Source organism: Streptomyces roseicoloratus (genome assembly GCF_004117935.1).
Taxonomy (GTDB): domain Bacteria; phylum Actinomycetota; class Actinomycetes; order Streptomycetales; family Streptomycetaceae; genus Streptomyces; species Streptomyces roseicoloratus.
In genome coordinates this window covers 50,255-69,699 of the sequence record NZ_SDOY01000132.1, presented here as the reverse complement: position 1 = coordinate 69,699, position 19,445 = coordinate 50,255, and the positions used below count along the sequence as shown (strand labels likewise).

The window sequence follows — 19,445 nt, the reverse complement described above, 5'->3', positions numbered from 1 at the left end:
GGCGGTTTCTAGGGGTCGTCGCAACACGTGGTCGTGTTGGTCAGGCCGCGAGTAGTTTATGCAGGCGCTCGGCCGGGGTTTCCCAGCCGAGCGTTTTGCGTGGGCGGCGGTTGAGCTGGTCGGCGACGGCGGCCAGGTGCTCGGGGTCGTGGACGGACAGGTCGGTGCCTTTGGGGAAGTACTGCCGCAGCAGGCCGTTGGTGTTCTCGTTCGAGCCGCGCTGCCAGGGGCTGGCGGGGTCGCAGAAGTAGACCGGGATGTCGGTGGCGAGGGTGAACTGCGCGTGGCGGGCCATCTCGCTGCCCTGGTCCCAGGTCAGGGACCGCATCAGCTGGGCGGGCAGGGTCTGGACGGTGGCGGTCAGGGCAGTCAGGACGGCCTCGGCTCCGTGGTCGCCGGGCAGGTGCAGGAGCATGACGTAGCGGGTGGCGCGTTCGACCAGGGTGCCGATCGCGGACCTGCCGTCCTTGCCGATGATCAGGTCGCCCTCCCAGTGGCCGGGAACGGCCCGGTCCTCCACCTCGGCGGGCCGTTCGCTGATCATCACCATCGGGGTGGTGAAACGCGGCTGGCGGCAGTTCGCCTGCCGCTGGGGTCTGCGGCGGGCCCGCCCGGAGCGCAGGGCGCCGGCCAGCTCGCGCCGCAGCTGACCCCTGCCCTGGACATAAAGTGCCTGATAGACGGTCTCGTGGACCACGTGCATCTCCGGCCGCTGGGGGAACTGTGTCCGCAGAGCGTGGCATATCTGCTCCGGGCTCCACTTCTCGTCCAGCATCGTCTGGACGGCGTCCCGCAGCTCGGGGTTCCGGAGGATCTTGCGGGGCTTGGGGCGGGGACGGCGGGCGTCGGCGCGGGCCTGGGCGGCGTGCGGGCGGTAGTGCCACTGGCCGCGTGTGCCGTCGGTGCGGTTGCGGCGGATCTCCCGGCTGACCGTGGACGGACTTCGGCCCAGCTCCGCGGCGATCGCCCGTACCGTGGCCTTCTCCCGCAGCCGGTCCGCGATGTGGATCCGCTCGTCCTCGCTCAGGTATCGGGACGGACCGGAAGCCGGCACCACCAGATTGATCGGTGGTACCGGCTTCCGGTTGCGTTCCCCGGAGCGGCCGTTGCGCCACTTCCGACCGGTCCGCTCATCGATGCCGACAATCCGGCACGCTTCGGTGTTGCTGTATCCCTGCCGCACGAGCCGGGAGTATGCCTCCCGCTCCCGGGACAACTTCTTACGCCCCTGCGGTGTCCGGTCCGCTCGGATCTGGAAGTCCATCGCACCCCTTGAACTGGGGTGTTGCGACAACCACTAGAACCAACGGTCACGGGATCCGGCCCTCGGACGGAAGGAGTGCGGCCCGTCAGCCGGTGTACGGCTTGGCGCTCAGGATCTTCACCATGGCCCTCTTGCCGTTCGGCAGCTCGTACTCGGCCTCCTCGCCGGCCTTCTTGCCGTTCACGCCGAGGCCCAGCGGCGACTGCGGGGAGTACGTCTCGATGGTGTCGCTCGCGTACTCGCGCGAGGCGAGCAGGAACTCCAGCGTGTCGCTCTCGTCGCCGTCGAACGCGATCGTCACGACCATGCCGGGCTCCACGACGCCGTCGTCCGCCGGGGCCTCGCCGACCTTGGCGTTCTGCAGGAGCTGGGTGAGCTGGCGGACCCGGAGCTCCTGCTTGCCCTGCTCCTCCTTGGCCGCGTGGTACCCGCCGTTCTCGCGCAGGTCGCCCTCCTCGCGCGCCGCGGCGATCTTGGCTGCGATCTCGGTACGCGCGGGACCAGACAGGTACTCAAGCTCTTCCTTGAGCTTGTTGTACGCCTCCTGGGTGAGCCAGGTGACGTTGTCGCTGGTCTGGGTCACAGGTGCTCCTCGTAGGTACTGGGAAGACAAAGCTCGCCCTGCGCGGAAGCGTCGCCTTCTCAGCGTGCGCCTTCCGAACGGGCGAAACCACGAGCCTAACAATGAGTGGCGAAAAGCGGGAGGACATAACCGCGCGCTTTACGTCACCCCAGGTCACCGGCGTGGTCTGCCGGGGGCGCTATCCCGGCTCCCTACCCACCGCTACCGGGCCGTACACCCGATCAGTTCGGCGCTGGTGGCCCTCGCGGTGGTGCGGATCGAGTAGACCTTGTCGACCCGGGCGCCGGCCTCGTCGACCGTGACGTCCTTGCGGCCCACCTCGGCGCCGTCCTCGGAGCGCGAGCGCAGGGTGCAGACGCCGTGCGCGTCGGCGTCCTTGCGGATCTCCAGGTGCACCTGGACCTCGCTGTCGCCGACCACGTCGAACTTGATCAACTCGGCGCTGATCCTGCTGTCGACGACGTAGTACCAGCCGAACCAGCCGGTCACGGCGAGCAGCAGGGCGCCGAGCGCGGCCCCGACGATCTTCAGCGTGCGATCGGCGCGGTCGTCCGCGGAGCGCCCGTAGCGCCCCTCGGGCAGGCCCTCTCGCACCGCGCTCATGATCGTTCCTCTCGCCGCAGGGGTGCCGGAATTTTTCCCACCCCCGGTTCCGTCACTATAGAGACCTCCCTAGGCGACGAATCATTGAGGATCGAGTCTTGACTGAGCAGCTGCGACTGATGGCCGTTCACGCCCACCCCGACGACGAGTCGAGCAAGGGCGCGGCGACCATGGCGAAGTACGTTTCCGAGGGGGTGGAGGTCCTGGTGGTGACCTGCACGGGCGGCGAGCGCGGCTCCATCCTCAACCCCAAGCTCCAGGGCGACCCCTACATCGAGGCCAACATCCACGAGGTGCGCCGCAAGGAGATGGACGAGGCCCGCGAGATCCTCGGCGTCCGGCAGGAATGGCTGGGCTTCGTCGACTCGGGCCTGCCCGAGGGCGACCCGCTGCCGCCGCTTCCCGAGGGCTGCTTCGCCCTGGAGGACGTCGACGCGGCCGCGGGCGAGCTGGTCCGCAAGATCCGCGCGTTCCGCCCGCAGGTCGTCACGACCTACGACGAGAACGGCGGCTACCCGCACCCCGACCACATCATGACCCACAAGATCACGATGGTGGCCTTCGAGGGCGCGGCCGACACCGAGAAGTACCCGGAGGCCGAGTTCGGCCCGGCCTTCCAGCCGCAGAAGCTCTACTACAACCAGGGCTTCAACCGCCCGCGCACCGAGGCCCTGCACCAGGCGCTGCTCGACCGGGGCCTGGAGTCGCCGTACGGGGACTGGCTCAAGCGCTGGGACGAGTTCGAGCGCAAGGAGCGCACGCTCACGACCTTCGTGCCCTGCTCGGAGTTCTTCGAGACCCGCGACAAGGCCCTGATCGCCCACCGCACCCAGATCGACCCCGACGGCGGCTGGTTCCGGGTGCCGATGGAGATCCAGAAGGAGGTCTGGCCGACGGAGGAGTACGAGCTCAGCAAGTCCCTCGTGGACACCTCCCTCCCCGAGAGCGACCTCTTCGCGGGCATCCGGGACAATGCCTAGCATGAGCGCACACCTGGCACTGACCGAGCTCGTCCCCTTCGCCGCGAAGGAGCTGGACGAGAACAAGGTGACCCCCGGCGTCCTCGGCTTCGTCGTCTTCGCCGTCCTGGCGCTGGCCGTCTGGATGCTGATGAAGTCGATGAACCGCCACATGCACAAGATCGACTTCACCGAGGCCCCGGACCCGGCCGCCGCCACGGCCGGCCCGGCGACCGAGGGCCCGGCGAAGAAGTAGCCGTACGCCCCGCCGGCCCCCGGGCCGGGCGGGGACGGACGCCACGACACGCCTCGGGGCGCGACGACACCCACGGTGCCGCCGCGCCCCGAGGCGTACCCGTTTCCGGGGACGCATCCGGTTCCGGCCGAGGCGCGCACGTATCCCGGGCCGGGGTGCGCCGGCATCCCGGGCGGAGGTGCACGCGCATCCCGGGCCGAGGTGTGCGCGCGTCCCGGCCGAGGCGGGCACGCATCCCGGCCGAGGCGGGCGCGCATCCCGGGCCGAGGTGTGCGCGTTTCCGGCGGCGTGTCCGGTCTTGGGCTCGCGGGGCACGCGTTCCCGGCTCGTGGGGCACGCGTTCCCGGCTCGCGGAGCACCCGTTCCCTGCTCGCGGTGGCTCGGCCGTACCCGCACCTCCGAGTCGAACAGTCCGGTCCCCCGCACCTCCGCACCCCGCCGCGGCGAGCCCTGTCCGGCGCCGCGTCCCGGTGCTCCCAAGGGTCCCCGGCGCCTGCCGCCACGGTCCGAACGGCAGAGCGTCGACCTCGCGTCCGATGGCGTTCATGTGCCGAATACCGCGTCCGGGTGACGCGCCGGAACCAATCCTTCGCGGGGCAGTTGATCAGGGCGCTTCGGTCAACGGAGCAGTTCCGGGCCATCGAGCTCCGGGCCATCGAGCTCAAGAAGGAAGACTCGTGATCAAGAAGGTTCTTGCTACCGCTGCTGTCGCGGCCACCGTCGCCGGCATGTCCGCGACCACGGCGATGGCGGCCGGCAACGACGGCGGCAGCGCCAACATCATCGGCAACCAGTCGAAGCAGTCGATCGGCAGCAACTCCACCGGCGGCTACATGAGCCCGAACTTCGGTCTCGTCAACGGTGGCGTCCTGCACTGCTTCGACATCCAGAAGGTCCAGGCCCAGGTGCCGGTCGGCGCCCTCATCGGCGTTCCGATCGCCGTCCAGGACGTCCTCGGCAACCCGATGTCGAACCAGACCTGCACCCAGAACTCCGTGCAGCAGAAGGGCGACGACGCGCTGTCGCACATCCTGGGCGAGGTCCTCTCCCAGAACGGCAACGTCGGCGGCTGATCTCCGCGGCCCCGCTGAAGCGGCCCCGTTCCTCGCAGAGCCAGTGCGAGGAGCGGGGCCGCTTCTCCGTATCCCTGCCCCACCGTCACCGGAGCCACCCGTGGCGTACGGGCGGTCTTTCCGCCGCTCACCCGCGGCCCGTCCGCCGCGGGGAGGGCGTGGCCTCCCGGTGCGGCGACCGCGGGCTCAGGCGGTCTCGAGGGAGTCGATCCAGGCGGTCAGCCGGGCGCCCTCGCGGTCCATGACCCCCGGGTCGCGCAGGGCGTTGGCCAGCAAGGACATTCCCTGATAGGCGCCCACCAAGGTGAGGGCCATGCCCTCGGGATCCGGCTGGCCGAGCTCGCGGAACTGGTCCTCCGCCCAGGTGAGCAGCAGCCGGACGACCCTGCCCGCTTCGGCGTCAAGGCCGCCCTGGTCGCGCTTGCCCAGCTCCGCGGCGAGGGTGCCGGTCGGGCACCCGTAACGGACGGCGAGGTCGCGCTGCCCCACCCAGCCGTCGATCAGGCCCTTGAGGCGCTCACGGGGACCGGGGAGCTCGTTCAGGTGACTGACCAGCTGGTTCAGGTGTCGCTCGTGCTCGGACAGCGCGGCGGCGACGAGCTCGTCCTTGGTCTTGAAGTAGTAGTACACGTTGCCCACCGGCACCTCGGCCGCGCGCGCGATGTCGGCGATGGTGGTGCGCTCGGCGCCCTGCCGGTGGACGACGTCGGCCGCGGCCTCCATGAGCCGCCGCCGCTTCGCGCCGGCGACCTGGGCCCGGGCGGACTCCTTCGAGTAAGTCACCTCACTAACTATACGGCCCCGACCCGTGCTAGCCTCCGGGACAGCAAGTGAGTCAGTCGGCTAACTAACAAACCGGCCAACCTGCTGTGCTCATCCCTGCTCATCCCTGCTCACCCTCTGCTCGTACGGACTCGAGGAGCCCCACATGATCGTTGTCACCGGTGCCACCGGAAACGTCGGCCGCACGCTCGTCCGCCTGCTCGCCGAACAGGGCCACGAGGTGACCGCGCTCTCGCGCCGCATCACCCAGGCCGACGTACCGCCCGGCGTGCACGCCGTCGCCGCCGACCTGGCCGGGCTGGCCGCCGACCTGCCCGCCACGGCGGACGCCGTCTTCCTGCTCGTCGGGGGAGACCTCATGATGAGCGGCGACCCCGCCGCCGTGGTCGCTCCCTTCGCGCACTACGGCAAGATCGTCCTGCTGTCCTCCCAGGGCGTGGTCACCCGCCCGGACTCCCTGTCCCACGGACAGGCCTTCGCCGCCTACGAGCAGGCCGTCATGGACTCCGGCACCGACTGGACCATCCTGCGCCCGGGCGGTTTCGCCTCCAACGCCTATGCCTGGGTGCCGTCGGTCAAGGCGAGCCGCACCGTCGCCGCGCCCTTCGGCGACGTCGGCCTCCCGGCCGTCGACCCCGACGACATCGCCGCCGTGGCCGCGGCCGTACTGACCCGGTCCGGCCACACCAAGGCCGTCTACGAACTCACGGGCCCCGCCCCGACCACCCCGCGCGAGCGCGCCGCAGCCCTCGCCGCCGCCATCGGCGAGCAGGTCACCTTCGTCGACCAGACCCGCGAGGAAGCCCGCGCCCAGATGCTCACCTTCATGCCTGCCCCGGTCGCCGACACCACCCTCGACATCATCGGCACCCCCACCCCGCGCGAACGGACCGTCAGCCCCGACATCGAAAAGATCCTCGGCCGCCCCGCCACCCCGTTCACCGACTGGGCCAGGCGCCACGCCGCCGTCTTCGCGTGACGGACGGTACGAACCCGCCCGACACGGCCTCGGCGACCACCCGCACGCCTTGCGCCCGGCCTTCCGCTCCGAGGAGGCCGGGCCGGGAGGAAAGCCCCTCCGCCCTACATGGCCCCAAGATCGACCGTGATGGAGAACGGTGCGGTGGCTTTCACTGTGCCGGTGAACATCTCGCCGTCCCTGTAGGTCTTCGTGGCGGGGTCGAGGACGTAGGTGTAGACGATCGGGACACCGGTGGCAGCATGCTCGACGCGCCAGTAGAAGGGGATGCCGGCTTTGGCGTACTGGTCCACCTTCACGATCCGGTCGGTGGTCTCCGATCCGGGCGACACGACCTCGACGACCAGGAGGACGTGCTCGGGGCGAGTGGGTGTGAGGTCGATGGTCTCCGCCCGGTAGACGATGACGTCCGGGCGGCGGTTGGTGAGGGGAACGTCCTGCAGGCGGACGTCGAAGTCCGTGTCCGCGTTCCACTCCGGGCCCGCGGCAGCGTCCAGGGCATTGGCCAGGATGCGGGCCAGCCGGCCCAGCCGCTTGGAGGCGCTCGGGCTCACGACGACCATCCCGTCCACGATCTCGACGCCGGCGCACTGCTCCTCGGACCAGGAGTCGTACTGCTCCGCGCTGATCTGCGAGTGCATCCACGCGGGCGCCACCATCTCGGCGGACATGGTCTACCTCCTTCGAGGAGCCTCGGCAGGTCCGGCGCTGCTGCGCCAAGCCTACTGTTCCGGGGCATCCGGCCGCCCGGCTTGGAGGGGATGATGCCGCCCATCACGTGATGGTCCACGAGTGCAATGTGGTCAAGCTCAGCGATCCCGTGAGGGTTTCGTCGGCCGTGCCAGGCGCTGTGAGAGGCTGGGTCGTATGAACCGGTTGGCTGGTACGACCTCGCCTTATCTGCTTCAGCACGCTGACAATCCCGTCGACTGGTGGCCGTGGGGACCGGAGGCGTTCGAGGAAGCGAAACGGCGCGATGTACCCGTACTGCTGTCGGTCGGCTATTCCGCGTGCCACTGGTGCCACGTGATGGCCCACGAGTCCTTCGAGGACGAGGTCACGGCGGCCCTGATCAACGAGCGCTTCGTCGCCGTCAAGGTCGACCGCGAGGAGCGGCCCGACGTCGACGCCGTCTACATGGAGGCCGTGCAGGCCGCCACCGGGCAGGGCGGCTGGCCGATGACCGTCTTCCTCACCCCGGACGCCGAGCCGTTCTACTTCGGCACCTACTTCCCGCCCGAGCCCCGGCACGGCATGCCGTCCTTCTCCGACGTCCTCGACGGCGTCTCGCACGCCTGGACCGAGCGCCGCGACGAGGTCGGCGAGGTCGCCGGGAAGATCGTCAAGGACCTCTCGGCCCGCTCGCTCGCCTTCGGCGGCGACGGCGTCCCCGGCGAGGAGGAACTCGCCCAGGCGCTGCTCGGCCTCACCCGCGAGTACGACACCACGGCCGGCGGCTTCGGCGGCGCGCCCAAGTTCCCGCCGTCCATGGCGCTGGAGTTCCTGCTGCGCCACCACGCCCGTACGGGCTCCGAGGGCGCCCTGCAGATGGCTGCCGACACCTGCGAGGCGATGGCCCGCGGCGGCATCTACGACCAGCTCGGCGGCGGTTTCGCGCGCTACGCGGTGGACCGCGAGTGGGTCGTGCCGCACTTCGAGAAGATGCTGTATGACAACGCGCTTCTCTGCCGTGTCTACACGCACCTCTGGCGGGCCACCGGGAGCGGCCTCGCGCGGCGGGTCGCGCTGGAGACGGCCGACTTCATGGTGCGGGAACTGCGCACGCCCGAGGGCGGGTTCGCCTCGGCGCTCGACGCCGACTCCGACGACGGTACGGGCCGGCACGTCGAGGGCGCGTACTACGTGTGGACGCCCGCGCAGCTCGCCGCCGTGCTCGGGGAGGAGGACGCCGGCGATGCGGCCCGGTACTTCGGCGTGACCGAGGACGGGACCTTCGAGCACGGGTCCTCCGTGCTCCAGCTCCCGCAGGACGCCGGTGTCTCCGACGCCGAGCGGATCGCCTCCGTGCGGGCCCGGCTGCTCGCCGCACGCGAGCAGCGCCCGCGGCCCGGCCGGGACGACAAGGTCGTCGCCGCCTGGAACGGGCTCGCCGTCGCCGCCCTCGCCGAGGCCGGCGCCCTCTTCGACCGTCCCGACCTGGTCGAGCGGGCCACCGAGGCCGCCGACCTGCTGGTCCGGCTCCACCTCGACGAAGGCGCCCGCCTGACCCGTACGTCCAAGGACGGACACGCGGGCGGCAACGCGGGTGTCCTGGAGGACTACGCGGACGTCGCCGAGGGCTTCCTCGCGCTCGCGTCCGTCACCGGCGAAGGCGTGTGGCTGGAGTTCGCCGGCTTCCTCCTCGACGTCGTCCTCGACCAGTTCACCGCCGAGGGCGGAGCGCTCTACGACACCGCGCACGACGCCGAACGGCTGATCCGCCGCCCCCAGGACCCGACCGACAACGCCACGCCCTCCGGCTGGACCGCGGCCGCCGGCGCGCTCCTCACGTACGCGGCGCACACCGGCTCCGAAGCCCACCGGACCGCCGCGGAACGCGCGCTCGGCGTGGTCAGGGCGCTCGGCCCGCGTGCGCCCCGGTTCATCGGCTGGGGCCTCGCCGTCGCCGAGGCGCTGCTCGACGGGCCGCGCGAGATCGCCGTGGTGGGCGCGCCCGACGACGAGGCCTTCCGCGCGCTGCGCCGCACCGCCCTGCGTGCCGGCACGCCCGGCGCGGTCCTCGCCACCGGACTGCCCGGCGGCGAGGAGTTCCCGCTGCTGAGGGACCGGCCGCTCATCGACGGCCGGGCCACCGCCTATGTCTGCCGGCACTTCGTCTGCGACGCGCCGACGACGGACCCGGAGGAGCTGTCCCGCAAGCTCGCCGCCCACTGACGGGAGCCGGGGCGGAGACGCGGAGACGCGGAGGCGGGCGGGGCGGAGACGGCGCGGGGCGGAGACGGGGAGACGGAGCGCGGGGCGGAGGCAGGGCCGGACGCGCCGCCGCGCATCCCGCCCCGCCCCGCATTTCGCGCCCCGCCCCGCCCGCGGTGCCTACGCGCAGAGCAGTGTGCCGCCGCCGGTCGGCCGGTACTCGCCGAGGCCCTTCGGGATCTCGCTCGTCTGCTGCGCGTGGGGCTTCGGCAGGGGTTTGTCCGCGCGCAGGGCCGCGAAGACCTCCGCGGCGTACTTCTCGTCCCAGGCGAGGGTCGAGCCGACGCCCGCGATGGTGGCGTTGAAGCCGCCCACGGGCACGGTCGCGAACTGGGTCTGACTCGGCGTGAGCCGTTTCAGGCGGCCGGCCAGCCGGACGAGTTCCGTGACGGAGATGGCGCGCTCGCCCTTGTCGGTGCCGCGCAGCGTCGTGGCGAAGGCCTTGAGGCCGGTCGGGCTGCTGAGCAGGCCGTCGCGCAGGTTGCGGTGCAGGTTGGCCAGGAACAGGTGCTGCTTCTGGATGCGGCCGAAGTCCATCTTGCCGTCCGCGCGGCGGGAGCGGACGAACTGCAGCGCCTCGCCGCCCCGCACCGACTTCGAGCCGGGTTTGAGGTCGAGCCCGGTGACCGTGTCCTTGAGGGGGATCTTCGTGCAGACGGGCACGCCCTCGTCGTAGAAGTCGACGGTGTCCATGAAGCGCCGGAAGTCGATCTCCAGGTAGCGGTGCACCTGCAGTCCGGTCATCGCCTCGACGGTCTCGATGGTGAAGGACGAGCCGCCTTCCGCCCACGCGCTGTTGATCTTCGCGGGATGGGACTCGTGCTTCCGGCCCGTACGTCGGTCGACGTGCCCGTCGTGGAAGCCGGTGAGGGAGTCGCGCGGCAGGCTCAGCACGCTCACCCGGTCGTTCTTCGCCGACACGTGCACCAGCATCATCACGTCCGTGCAGGAGCACTCGCGGCTGCCGAGCCGGTACGTCTTCTTCTCGGCGGCGGTGACGCCCTCGCGGCTGTCGAGCCCGACGACGAGGAGGTTGAGGCCCTTCTCGGGCGCGGGCAGGTCAGGCGGTGCCCAGGCGAGGGCGCCGGTGCCGAGCGCGACCAGGGCCGTGGACACGAGCAGCGTACGTCTCCGGCGCAGGCGGGAGCGCGTGCGCCGGGGGGAGTGGGGGAATTTCATGCAGAAACGTTAAATCGGACGCTCTCGTACGTAGGTGCGCGACGCGGCGCGGAGTGTTCGAATCACTCTCCCGCGATGACTGTGTCATGATGCGGAACGTCAGCGGAAGGAGCGAATATGGCCCCCGATCGAGGGAAATGGGAGCGGATGGCCTTCATTCCGAAGAGCCGTTACGTGCCCGATCCGCCGCCGGTCGACCAGGAACCCTTTCCGGTGTATTCCGCGCTGGCCCGCCAGTGGATGCTGGCCGGCCGGGCGGTTCCCGGCGTGCCCGACCGGGAATGGGAGCGGCTCATGAGGACACCTGTCTGGCCCCGCTGAGCGATTCTGCGCGCGGCAATGGGGTGAACAACGGCGAGCGGAACGCCGTGCGGTTTCCTTTCCGTGGCAGGGTCGTTGGGAATCGTGCAGCGGAAGGCGGGTCGCACGTTGTCCCGCACCTCACGAAAGCCGTGAATTTCTTCCGCCGCAGAAAGGATCCAGACGAAATGAAGTGCAAGAAGGCTGCGGTCGCCGTCGCCGGTCTGCTCATGGCCCTGGGTGCCGCCGCTCCCGCGTCGGCCGACTCGCACGCCGAGGGCATCGCCGTCGGTTCGCCGGGCGTCCTCTCGGGCAACGTGGTCCAGGTTCCGATCCACGTCCCGATCAACGTCTGCGGCAACAGCGTGAACCTGATCGGCGCGCTCAACCCCGCGATCGGCAACGTCTGCGTCAACCACTGACGTCGTCCGACGCGGTTCGCGCAGGACCGGGCCGGCCCCGGGGAGCGTCCACCACGCTCCCCGGGGCCGGCCTTCGTCCTGACGCGGGACCCGAACCGTCCTTCAGGAGGCCCCGGCGGCCACCCGCTCCTCGCCGGACCGCGGCCGGCCCACCACGCCGCCGCGCCCGGCCGCCGACCGCAGCCGCTGCCGCACGCCCTTCACGAGCCGCCCGGCCGTGTGGCCCGCGCCGAACACGAACCGCATCGACGGCCCGTACGACGGAGCCGTGAGCAGCCCCGCGAGGAACAGCCCGGGCCACGAGGACTCGAAGAGCCCGCCCACCTCCGGCGCCCCGCCCGCGCCCACCCGGCGCAGCCCGTCGCGCAGTTCCGGCGCCAGGACGCCGGCGCGGTCCAGGTTCGGCACGAATCCGGTCGCGGCGACGACGTGGTCGGTCTCCACGACGTCCGTCGCCCCGCCGGGCCCGGCCACGTCGAGCCGCAGCCGTTCGTCCGCCGTCACCGTCGCGCCCGTCACCCGGTGCCCGAGCCGTACGTCCCCGACCTGCGCGAACCGCTCGCGCAGCCACCAGGCGCCGGCCGGGCCGAGCGCCGAGTCGAAGATCCGCTCACGGGTCGCGGCGGGCAGCCGCCGGAACAGGCCGGGCGTGTCCGCGTACAGCTTGTTCTGCCAGCCGCAGCCCAGCCCGGTGTGCGGGGCGCGCAGCGACCGCCAGGGGCCGCGGTCGAGGGCCGGCGGCACCGTGTTCCAGTTCAGCCGGCCGGAGCGGGCCAGGATCCGTACCGAAGCGCCCTGCTCGGTGAGGATGGCCGCGGTCTCCAGGGCCGCCTGCCCGGCGCCGATCACCGTGACGTCCCGGCCGGCGAAGCCGTCGAGCTCGCCGTGGTGGCTCGAGTGGGTGACGAGGCGGCGGGGCAGTCCACGCAGCGGGCCCGGGATCTCCAGGAACGGCAGCACGCCGACCGCCAGCGCGACCGTACGGGCGCGGACGGCCTCGCCGTCCTCCGCCGTGACCGTGAACCCGCCGCCGGGGGCCGGTGCCACGGCGGTGACGAGCCGCTCGTCGAGCGACGGCACCGCCTGACGGGCGAACCAGTCGCCGTACGCGGCGAAGAAGCCGACCGGCAGCGGTACGCCGTGCTCGGCGCGGACCCCGCGGCCGGCCGCGTAGGCGTCGAGCCCGTACGCGCCCGCCGGATCGGAGAGGTGCGAGGCCCACGGCTCGGACTTGAGGAACATCGCCGAGGGCATGGCGTGCCACATGTCCATGGGGCGGCCGAAGATCCGCAGGTCCAGCCCGTGCGCCGCCGCGTGGGCGGCGATGGACAGGCCGTAGGGCCCCGCTCCCACAATCACCAGGTCGTACATGCGCGTTCCGCCTTCGGGGTCGTCGGTCTCATCGTTGGGTCATCCGGTCGTCGGTGGTACGGGGCGGGGGCTGCGGCGCGGGCACGGTCGCCACCGGCCGCGGGCCGCCGGCGCGGAGCAGCCGCCGGGCCAGCAGGCGCGTCAGCCGACGGAGCGTCAGCAGGCCCTTGCGCAGGACGTGGGCGAACCAGGCGCGCATCATCGCGAGCGCCGGCCGCGGGTCGTCGGCGGCGAACCAGGCCGCCTCGCCTCCGCCCGGCTCGCGGCCGCGCGTGCCGCCGGTCCCGGGCGGCCCGGCCGTGTGCCGGCGGCCCGGCGCGGTCAGGTAGGAGAGGGCCGCGTAGTTCTCGACGAAGAACCGCCGCCCGTACGAAGGGTGGTGCGCGGGCACCGGACGGCCGGTGAGGTCCAGGTGCATGGCCCGGACCACGTCGAGCCCGTCCCGGTCGGCGAACAGCCGGAACTGGGCGCCGGGCCGGGGGTTGAAGTCGACCAGGTGGTAGGCGCCGGTCGTCCGGTCGAGCCGGAAGTCGAGGTCGCACACGCCCCGGTAGCCGAGCGCCGACAGCAGCTCCCGGGCCGTCGCGTCGACCACGGGGTTGGCCGTCCAGCGGCCCACCGCCGTGAGCCCGGCGCCGTCGGGCCACGAGCGCTCCTTGATGCCGGTGGCCCCGGTCGAGCAGCCGCCGGCGGAGTCCACGTACCCGTGGAAGAACCAGTCGAGGCCCCGCCCCGCGGGCAGCAGCTCCTGGAGCAGCAGCCGGCTGCCGGCCTGCGGGGCGCGCGCGTACAGCTCGCGGACCTCGGCGAGCGAGCCGACGATCGTGGTGCTGCGCAGCCCGCCGCCGACCGGCAGCAGCCAGGGCCGGCTCCACTTCGCGATCACCGGGAGCCCGAGCGACCAGGCCATGGCGGCGGCCTCGTCGGCGCTGGCGGGGAGTTCGGTGCGCGGGTGAGGGAGCGCGAGGGCCCGGCAGGTCTCGGCGAGCTGGGCCTTGTCGGCGACGCGGGTGAGCTGCTCGGGCGACTGGTCGGGCAGCAGGAAGCGGTCCGCCAGCTCGGGCCGGCACTCGGCGAGGGCAAGGGCGGTGATGTCGTCGAGCGGCACGAGCAGCGCCTGCCGCGCGGGGCGTTGGGGGCGGTCGGGGCGGTCGGGGCGTTCGGGATGGTGATCGGGATGGTGATCGGGACGGAGATCGGTGCGGTGATCGGTGCGGTGATCGGTGCGGAGGCCGGTGCGGAGGTCCGTTCGGAGGTCGGGCAGGGGGATGAGCCGGCCGTCGTCCCGCGCCTCCCGCTCGGCGGGCCCGTCGTCGGACCGGCCGGACGCGTCGTCGGTCTCGGCGTCGATCTCGTCGGCGATCCGGTGCAGCAGCCGGGTCAGTTCGGCGGGTGACGGCTCTGCGGGGCGCTGGTGGGCGCGCCGGAGGTAGCGGGAGCGGACGACCGGACTGGCCGGCGACTCGACGACCGCGTGGACCGCGATGCCGGCCCGCCCCAGGGACCGCGCCGCGCCGAGCGTGCCGTGGTGAAAGGGGTTCGGGTCGAGCCGCACAAGGACCGCGGGGACGCGGGTGTCAAAACTCGGCACGGCATGTCCTTCGTCTCGGGTGCCCCAATTGGGCGAGTAGGAATCCTCTTACGGACTATTGATGGGAGCGAACCGGAGTTCTCGGTCGGCGCATTAGGAATACTTTCGGAACATCAGACTGACGGACCATCAAGCGGCGCGAGTGAAAGGAAGTGCTGTCATGGCCGACCGGAAGAAGAGAACGTCGAGAGCATGGCTGGGGGTGTTCACCGCCGGTCTCCTTGCATCTGGTTCTGTCGTGCTGTCGTCACCCGCACACGCTCACGCCGCCGAATCCGAATCCGTAACGACCCGGGACCCCCGACCGACTCTGTCCAGCGCCATGGGAGCGTTCCTCGAGTCGGGCCCGCTCGGGGTGGCCCGGATCTCCCAGATGGAGCGCTGGCTCGGCGGCCGCGAGCTGCGCGTCGGCCACACCTACCTGCCGGGCGACCGCTGGTCGAACATCGAGGGCGCCCCCGGCTTCCTCGACGCCTGGGCGAGGTGGCGCAACGAGCGCACCGACCGCCTGTTCGTCCTCAACGTGCCCATGCTGGAACGCAACGAGGCGGGCGTCTCCGACTACGAGGTCCGCCGCGAGCTCCAGCTCGGCGCCGCCGGCTACTACGACCACCACTTCCGCACGCTCGCCCAGCGCCTCGTCGCCCTCGGGGCCACCGACACCGTCCTGGTCCTCGGCTGGGAGATGAACGGCACGACGTACACCCACCGGTGCGCGCCGGACCCGACGGCGTGGAAGAAGTACTGGACCCGCATCGTGACCGCGATGCGTTCCGTGCCGGGGCAGAAGTTCCGCTTCGACTTCAACCCGAGCCGCGGCCTGGACGCCGTTCCGTGGACCCAGTGCTATCCCGGGGACGATGTCGTCGACATCATCGGAATGGATTCCTACGACCAGCCGCCGGGATCCGATTTCGACCGGCACGTCAGCGAGCCGTACGGGCTCCAGGCGCAGGTCGACTTCGCGGCCCAGCACGGGAAGCAGATCTCCTATCCGGAATGGGGCCTGTTCCGGAACGGAGACAACCCCGAGTACATGCGGCGCATGCTGGAATGGATGAAGCTGCACAAGCCGCTGTACCACACGATCACCGATTACTGCCCGCACGGCGTCTGGCAGTGCGGGGCCAACCCGGAGTCCTCGCGCGTCTTCCGCCAGATGCTGTACGGGGTGGATCCGACGGACCCGGTGGAGCCGACGGAGCCGACGGACCCGGTGGAGCCGACGGATCCGGTGGAGCCCACCGACCCGGTGGATCCGACGGACCCGGTGGAGCCGACGGATCCGGTGGAGCCCACCGACCCGACGGACCCGGTGGAGCCCACTGACCCGGTGGACCCGGTCGATCCGGTCGATCCGGTGGACCCGACGGTGCCGGTGCCGAAGCCCGAGCCGAAGCCGGAGCCGAAGCCCGAGCCCAAGCCGGAGCCGAAGCCCGAGCCCAAGCCCGAGCCGAAGCCGGAACCCAAGCCCGAACCCAAGCCGGAGCCGAAGCCCGAGCCCAAGCCGGAGCCGAAGCCCGAGCCGAAGCCGGAACCGAAGCCCGAACCCAAGCCGGAGCCGAAGCCGGAACCCGAGCCCGACTGTTGGAAGCTGAACCTCGGTTCGTGGGTGGAGAGCTGGATCGGCGGGCCGATCTGCGTACCGACGAACTCCTGGAAGGACGCCTGGAAGCAGCCGGTGAAGCCCGCGGTTCCCGCGGTGCCGGCCGTGCCGACCGTGCCGGCAGTTCCCGCACTCCCGGCGATCCCTGCGGTACCGCCAGTACCGCCAGTCCCCGCCGTACCGCCGGTGCCTCCCGTCCCTGCCGTCCCCGCTGTCCCCACCGTCCCCGCCAAGCAGGTCGAGGCTGCCAAGCCCACCGTCCCCGCCAAGCCCACCGTCCCCGCCAAGCAGGTCGAGGCGGCCGAGCCCGCCGCGCCGGTCGTCGGATGGAAGGACGGTCTGAAGATCGACTGGAAGGGCGCGCTGAAGGGAGTCTGGCCCTTCTGACCGGTCCGCGCGGTCGGTGACGGCCCCCCACGGCGGCGGAGGAACTCATCCTCCGCCGCCGTTCGGCGTTCCGGCCCGCTCCGGAAACCGCGAGCGCAGCCGCTCGACCGTCCGTCCGACCCACGCCCGCTCCCGTGCCTGCCGGGCCGCCCAGCGCCGCCCGTTCGCCGCGCCCGCGCGCAGCCACAGCAGCGGGGCCGTGCCCCGGCCCGCCAGCAGGAGCCGCTGGTTGGGCACCGTCTCGGGCCGCCAGTGGTGCTTGTACGACTCGGTGCCGCGCAGCATGCTCAGCGTGGCCCGGCCGCTCGCGCTGGTCTGGCGGGCCCCGTGCCGCAGCAGCATCGCCGCGACGTCGACCTTCCGGGCGCGCAGTTCCGGGTCCGCCCCGTACAGGTAGCCGCCCGCGAGCCGCGGCGACATCAGCGTCAGGTCCGCGCAGACGACGTCGCCGCCGAGCCGGAACTCGGTGACCATCGCGTCGCCGCACTCGACCATCGGCCGCACCGCCCGCGCCAGGTGCTGCGCGAAGCGCTCGCTGGTGTGCTCGGCGGTCACGCCCCGGCCCTGCCACTGGAGATGATGGAGCCTCAGGAGCCGTTCGAGGGCCCCGGGCACCTCGGCCGGGGGCACGATGCGCTCGTCGATGCCCAGCGCGTCCATCTTCCGCAGCTTGGCGCGGACCCGCTGTGCCTTCCCCGAGGGGATGCGTTCGAGCAGGGCCTCCATCGGTACGGCGGGCAGCTCGAGGCACAGCGAGTCGGCGAGCCGCCGCCGGGGCCCGGCCCAGACCTCGTACACGCGCTCGGCCGCCGCTCCGGGCCGTACCTCGCGCAGATCGATCACCGCGCCCCGCGCCGCCCGGGCCAGGGCGCCCGCGAGCGCGGGCGCGGCCTCCGGGCAGTCGTCGTCGAGCAGGACGTCGGTGAAGTCAGTGATGGCGCCGCCGAGCTGGGTGAGCACCGGCAGCGGTCCGGCCGCGGCCCGCATCAGCGGCGCCGCGGCGACGAGCGTGCCGTCCGCGCGTCGGACCAGGACGATCCGCAGGGCGCCGGGCCGGCCGTACGACAGCCACCAGGAGTGGAGCCACGAGTGGGACTGGAAGGGCGTGGCCGTCGAGCAGCGCCCGTAGAGCGCCGTCCACTCCGGGCCGAGCCGCCCGAACGAGGCGGCGTCCCGGCAGACTTCCGTGCGGAGGGATCCGCCCTTCACACCGCCTCCGGTTCCGGCTGGTGCGCGGCGCCCGCCGGACCCGGGACCGGGGTCGCGGTCCGGGCCTCGGCCGGGTGCGTGTTCTGGCGCGAGTGCCGGGCCGCCTCGGTCCTGCCGGACCGCTTGGGCCGGACCAGCAGCACCAGGCCGCCGAGCAGTCCGCCCGCGCAGCCGCCGACCAGCGCCGACAGCGGGGCCGACGGCGAGACGGGCTTGACCGGCTTGGTCGCCCGCGAGAACTGGACCACCTTCACGCCCGTGTTCGCGGCCACGTGCGAGCTGTTGACGACGAGCGAGCGGGCCACGCCGTCGGCCATCGACACCGCCGTGGACGGCTTCGCCGAGCGGGCGGTGATCGAGATCATCGGCGCGTCGGGCGAGGTCGCGGCCTGCACGCCCGACCGCAGCGTGTCGGCCGAGACGCCCGCCCACACCTGGGCGTCGCCGGTCACCGCGATGTCCGTGGCGACCCGCCCGTAGGCCTGGGCGAAGCCGAGCGCGGCCTGCGGGTCGGACTTCTCGCCGGGGACGACGATGACGTAGCTGGTCGCCGCGTACTCGGGGGTCTTCAGGGCCCCGTAGCCGCCGCCGAGGACCGCGCCGGCGAGCACGGCGGCGGGCAGCACCATCCAGCGGGCGGGGGTGAGCAGGGTGTGACGTGGTCGGGTCGTGGTCATGGCGTGGCTCTCACTTCACGGAGACGGGGCCGTGGACGGCCTGGTGGTAGAGGGACATCAACTTCCGGGCGCTCTGCGCGATGTCGTAGCGGCGTACGGCCTCCGGCGGCGCCGGCCGGCCGTGACCGGAGTCCCGCAGCGCGTGCAGCGCCGAGACCAGCTCGGGCACCGATTCGCCGATCCGTCGCGCACCGGGCGCGGCCTCGGCCGGCAGGTCGTCGACCGCCGGGCAGGCCACGTAGAGCGAGGGCAGCCCGGCCGCCAGCGCCTCGACGACGGCGAGCCCGAAGGTCTCGTCCGGGGAGGTGGACACGAACACGTCCATGGCGGCGAGCAGCGCGGGCAGCCCGGGGCCGGGGGAGCAGGCCGGCCCGGGCGGTCGCGACCCGGGCACCGGCCGTGCCGCAGGACCCGCCGGCGGGTCCTGGCACGCGCCGGGCAGCAGGACGCGGTCCTTCGCCCCGCACTCCTCCGCGAGGCGCAGCAGCCGGTCCCGTTCCCCGCCCTCCCCGACGAGCAGCAGCCGGGCCTCCGGTACCTCCGCCACCGCCCGTACCAGGCGGTCGAAGCGCTTGCCGGGCACGAGCCGCCCGACCCCGCCGACCACGAACGCGTCCGCCGGCAGCCCGAGTGCCGACCGCGCCGAGGCGCGCGCCCCCGGATCGAAGGCGAAGCGCTCCGTCTCGATGCCGTTCGGCACCACGCGGATGCGGGACGGGGCCACGCCCCACCGGGTGAGCCGGCGGGCCACGCTCGGGGAGACCGCGACCGTGGACGTGCCGAGGCGTTCGGTCGCCAGGTACAGCGCCCTGGTGCCCGCCGACAGCGGCCGGCCCTCGATCTGCGTGTCGCCGAGGGAGTGCTCGGTGGCGATGACGGCCCGCACCCCGGCGAGCCGGGCCGCCGGCCTGCCGTACACGCACGCCCGGTACAGGTGGGTGTGGACCAGGTCGTAACCGCCCTGCCGGATCAGCCGGGTGAGCCGGGGCAGCGCGCCGACGTCACGGTTGCCGGTCATGCCGAGGTGGATGACCGGCGTGCCGTCCGCCTCGATGCCGTCGGCGACGGCGCCGGGGTTCGTCAGGGTCACCACGGTGCTCCGCACCGGCAGATGGCGCAGCAGCAGGCGCAGCTGCTGCTCGGCGCCGCCGATGCCGAGGCCGGTGATGACGTGCAGCACCTTCATGCCGGCCGGTTCGGGCGCCGCGGCCGGCCCCGCCGCACCCCTCGCGTCCCTCGGCTCCCTCGGCCCTCTCGGCTCCGTCGTCT

The 19,445-nt window shown here is 72.4% G+C and carries 18 protein-coding genes and 1 pseudogene; 8 read left to right on the top strand and 11 right to left on the bottom strand.

The annotated features are described in order from the left end of the window. Positions 1–40: 40 nt before the first annotated feature. From ESG85_RS20460 to ESG85_RS20450, 3 genes are all read right to left on the bottom strand, one after another. Positions 41–1,264: an IS30 family transposase gene (locus ESG85_RS20460; protein WP_128977433.1), complete on the bottom strand. Its 1,224-nt coding sequence runs from the start codon at positions 1,262–1,264 to the stop codon at positions 41–43. Positions 1,265–1,349: 85 nt separating this feature from the next. Continuing rightward, the gene (gene greA, locus ESG85_RS20455; protein WP_128981306.1) at positions 1,350–1,847 is read right to left on the bottom strand and encodes a transcription elongation factor GreA; all 498 of its coding nucleotides are present in this window, start codon (positions 1,845–1,847) and stop codon (positions 1,350–1,352) included. Positions 1,848–2,048: 201 nt separating this feature from the next. Then, entirely contained in the window at positions 2,049–2,450 is a 402-nt protein-coding gene (locus ESG85_RS20450; protein ID WP_128981304.1) for a DUF4307 domain-containing protein, read from the bottom strand. Between the two features lie 98 nt (positions 2,451–2,548). On the opposite strand from ESG85_RS20450, the gene mca reads away from it, so the two are divergent. The 3 genes from mca to ESG85_RS20435 all read left to right on the top strand — a co-directional run bounded on the left by mca (position 2,549) and on the right by ESG85_RS20435 (position 4,738). Beyond that, positions 2,549–3,430: a mycothiol conjugate amidase Mca gene (mca, locus tag ESG85_RS20445; RefSeq protein WP_128981302.1), complete on the top strand. Its 882-nt coding sequence runs from the start codon at positions 2,549–2,551 to the stop codon at positions 3,428–3,430. A 1-nt stretch (position 3,431) separates the two neighbouring features. Further along, positions 3,432–3,665: a hypothetical protein gene (locus tag ESG85_RS20440; protein WP_128981300.1), complete on the top strand. Its 234-nt coding sequence runs from the start codon at positions 3,432–3,434 to the stop codon at positions 3,663–3,665. A 677-nt stretch (positions 3,666–4,342) separates the two neighbouring features. Continuing rightward, the gene (locus ESG85_RS20435; protein WP_128981298.1) at positions 4,343–4,738 is read left to right on the top strand and encodes a rodlin; all 396 of its coding nucleotides are present in this window, start codon (positions 4,343–4,345) and stop codon (positions 4,736–4,738) included. Positions 4,739–4,924: 186 nt separating this feature from the next. Here ESG85_RS20435 and ESG85_RS20430 read toward each other — a convergent pair whose 3' ends face one another. Next, complete coding sequence (locus tag ESG85_RS20430) at positions 4,925–5,521, bottom strand: TetR/AcrR family transcriptional regulator (protein WP_445081985.1); 597 nt, start codon at positions 5,519–5,521, stop codon at positions 4,925–4,927. Positions 5,522–5,666: 145 nt separating this feature from the next. Here ESG85_RS20430 and ESG85_RS20425 point away from each other — a divergent pair, with 145 nt between their 5' ends. After that, positions 5,667–6,500: an NAD(P)H-binding protein gene (locus ESG85_RS20425; protein WP_128981296.1), complete on the top strand. Its 834-nt coding sequence runs from the start codon at positions 5,667–5,669 to the stop codon at positions 6,498–6,500. A 104-nt stretch (positions 6,501–6,604) separates the two neighbouring features. On the opposite strand, the gene ESG85_RS20420 is transcribed toward ESG85_RS20425, so the two are convergent. After that, positions 6,605–7,171, bottom strand: coding sequence for a Uma2 family endonuclease (locus ESG85_RS20420; protein ID WP_128981293.1), 567 nt, complete (start codon positions 7,169–7,171; stop codon positions 6,605–6,607). Between the two features lie 196 nt (positions 7,172–7,367). Here ESG85_RS20420 and ESG85_RS20415 point away from each other — a divergent pair, with 196 nt between their 5' ends. Further along, positions 7,368–9,395 (top strand): thioredoxin domain-containing protein, encoded by a 2,028-nt coding sequence (locus ESG85_RS20415; protein ID WP_128981291.1) that lies wholly within the window; start codon positions 7,368–7,370, stop codon positions 9,393–9,395. A 159-nt stretch (positions 9,396–9,554) separates the two neighbouring features. Here ESG85_RS20415 and ESG85_RS20410 read toward each other — a convergent pair whose 3' ends face one another. Continuing rightward, on the bottom strand, positions 9,555–10,550 hold the full coding sequence (locus tag ESG85_RS20410; protein WP_246095185.1) for an LCP family protein: 996 nt from the start codon (positions 10,548–10,550) through the stop codon (positions 9,555–9,557). A 180-nt stretch (positions 10,551–10,730) separates the two neighbouring features. Here ESG85_RS20410 and ESG85_RS20405 point away from each other — a divergent pair, with 180 nt between their 5' ends. After that, entirely contained in the window at positions 10,731–10,934 is a 204-nt protein-coding gene (locus tag ESG85_RS20405; protein ID WP_128981287.1) for a hypothetical protein, read from the top strand. Between the two features lie 167 nt (positions 10,935–11,101). After that, positions 11,102–11,335, top strand: coding sequence for a chaplin (locus ESG85_RS20400; protein WP_128981284.1), 234 nt, complete (start codon positions 11,102–11,104; stop codon positions 11,333–11,335). 102 nt (positions 11,336–11,437) lie between these two features. Here ESG85_RS20400 and ESG85_RS20395 read toward each other — a convergent pair whose 3' ends face one another. Further along, positions 11,438–12,706, bottom strand: coding sequence for an FAD-dependent oxidoreductase (locus ESG85_RS20395; RefSeq protein ID WP_128981282.1), 1,269 nt, complete (start codon positions 12,704–12,706; stop codon positions 11,438–11,440). Positions 12,707–12,734: 28 nt separating this feature from the next. Then, positions 12,735–14,297 (bottom strand): carboxylate--amine ligase, encoded by a 1,563-nt coding sequence (locus ESG85_RS36060; protein ID WP_246095184.1) that lies wholly within the window; start codon positions 14,295–14,297, stop codon positions 12,735–12,737. 160 nt (positions 14,298–14,457) lie between these two features. On the opposite strand from ESG85_RS36060, the pseudogene ESG85_RS20380 reads away from it, so the two are divergent. Then, positions 14,458–15,627: pseudogene (locus tag ESG85_RS20380) on the top strand (glycoside hydrolase family 26 protein); the annotation flags it as partial. A gap of 708 nt (positions 15,628–16,335) precedes the next feature. Here ESG85_RS20380 and ESG85_RS20375 read toward each other — a convergent pair. Genes ESG85_RS20375 through ESG85_RS20365 form a run of 3 tightly spaced genes read right to left on the bottom strand, consistent with a single transcriptional unit; the run spans position 16,336 to position 19,362 of the window. After that, positions 16,336–17,499 (bottom strand): GNAT family N-acetyltransferase, encoded by a 1,164-nt coding sequence (locus tag ESG85_RS20375; RefSeq protein ID WP_128981280.1) that lies wholly within the window; start codon positions 17,497–17,499, stop codon positions 16,336–16,338. Then, positions 17,496–18,176, bottom strand: coding sequence for a YveK family protein (locus tag ESG85_RS20370; RefSeq protein WP_128981278.1), 681 nt, complete (start codon positions 18,174–18,176; stop codon positions 17,496–17,498). The genes ESG85_RS20375 and ESG85_RS20370 overlap by 4 nt, the downstream gene beginning before the upstream one ends. Positions 18,177–18,186: 10 nt before the next feature. After that, positions 18,187–19,362, bottom strand: a complete 1,176-nt coding sequence (locus tag ESG85_RS20365) for a glycosyltransferase (RefSeq protein ID WP_128981328.1) — start codon at positions 19,360–19,362, stop codon at positions 18,187–18,189. Positions 19,363–19,445 lie beyond the last annotated feature (83 nt).

Coding starts and splice junctions, on each gene's coding strand:
- ESG85_RS20405 (WP_128981287.1), top strand. CDS start 10,731: ATGGCCCCCGATCGAGGGAAATGGGAGCGGATGGCCTTCATTCCGAAG.
- ESG85_RS20420 (WP_128981293.1), bottom strand. CDS start 7,171: ATGTCCGCCGAGATGGTGGCGCCCGCGTGGATGCACTCGCAGATCAGC.
- ESG85_RS20365 (WP_128981328.1), bottom strand. CDS start 19,362: ATGAAGGTGCTGCACGTCATCACCGGCCTCGGCATCGGCGGCGCCGAG.
- ESG85_RS20400 (WP_128981284.1), top strand. CDS start 11,102: ATGAAGTGCAAGAAGGCTGCGGTCGCCGTCGCCGGTCTGCTCATGGCC.
- ESG85_RS20440 (WP_128981300.1), top strand. CDS start 3,432: ATGAGCGCACACCTGGCACTGACCGAGCTCGTCCCCTTCGCCGCGAAG.
- ESG85_RS20415 (WP_128981291.1), top strand. CDS start 7,368: ATGAACCGGTTGGCTGGTACGACCTCGCCTTATCTGCTTCAGCACGCT.
- ESG85_RS20450 (WP_128981304.1), bottom strand. CDS start 2,450: ATGAGCGCGGTGCGAGAGGGCCTGCCCGAGGGGCGCTACGGGCGCTCC.
- ESG85_RS20395 (WP_128981282.1), bottom strand. CDS start 12,706: ATGTACGACCTGGTGATTGTGGGAGCGGGGCCCTACGGCCTGTCCATC.
- ESG85_RS20460 (WP_128977433.1), bottom strand. CDS start 1,264: ATGGACTTCCAGATCCGAGCGGACCGGACACCGCAGGGGCGTAAGAAG.
- ESG85_RS20425 (WP_128981296.1), top strand. CDS start 5,667: ATGATCGTTGTCACCGGTGCCACCGGAAACGTCGGCCGCACGCTCGTC.
- ESG85_RS20370 (WP_128981278.1), bottom strand. CDS start 18,176: ATGACCACGACCCGACCACGTCACACCCTGCTCACCCCCGCCCGCTGG.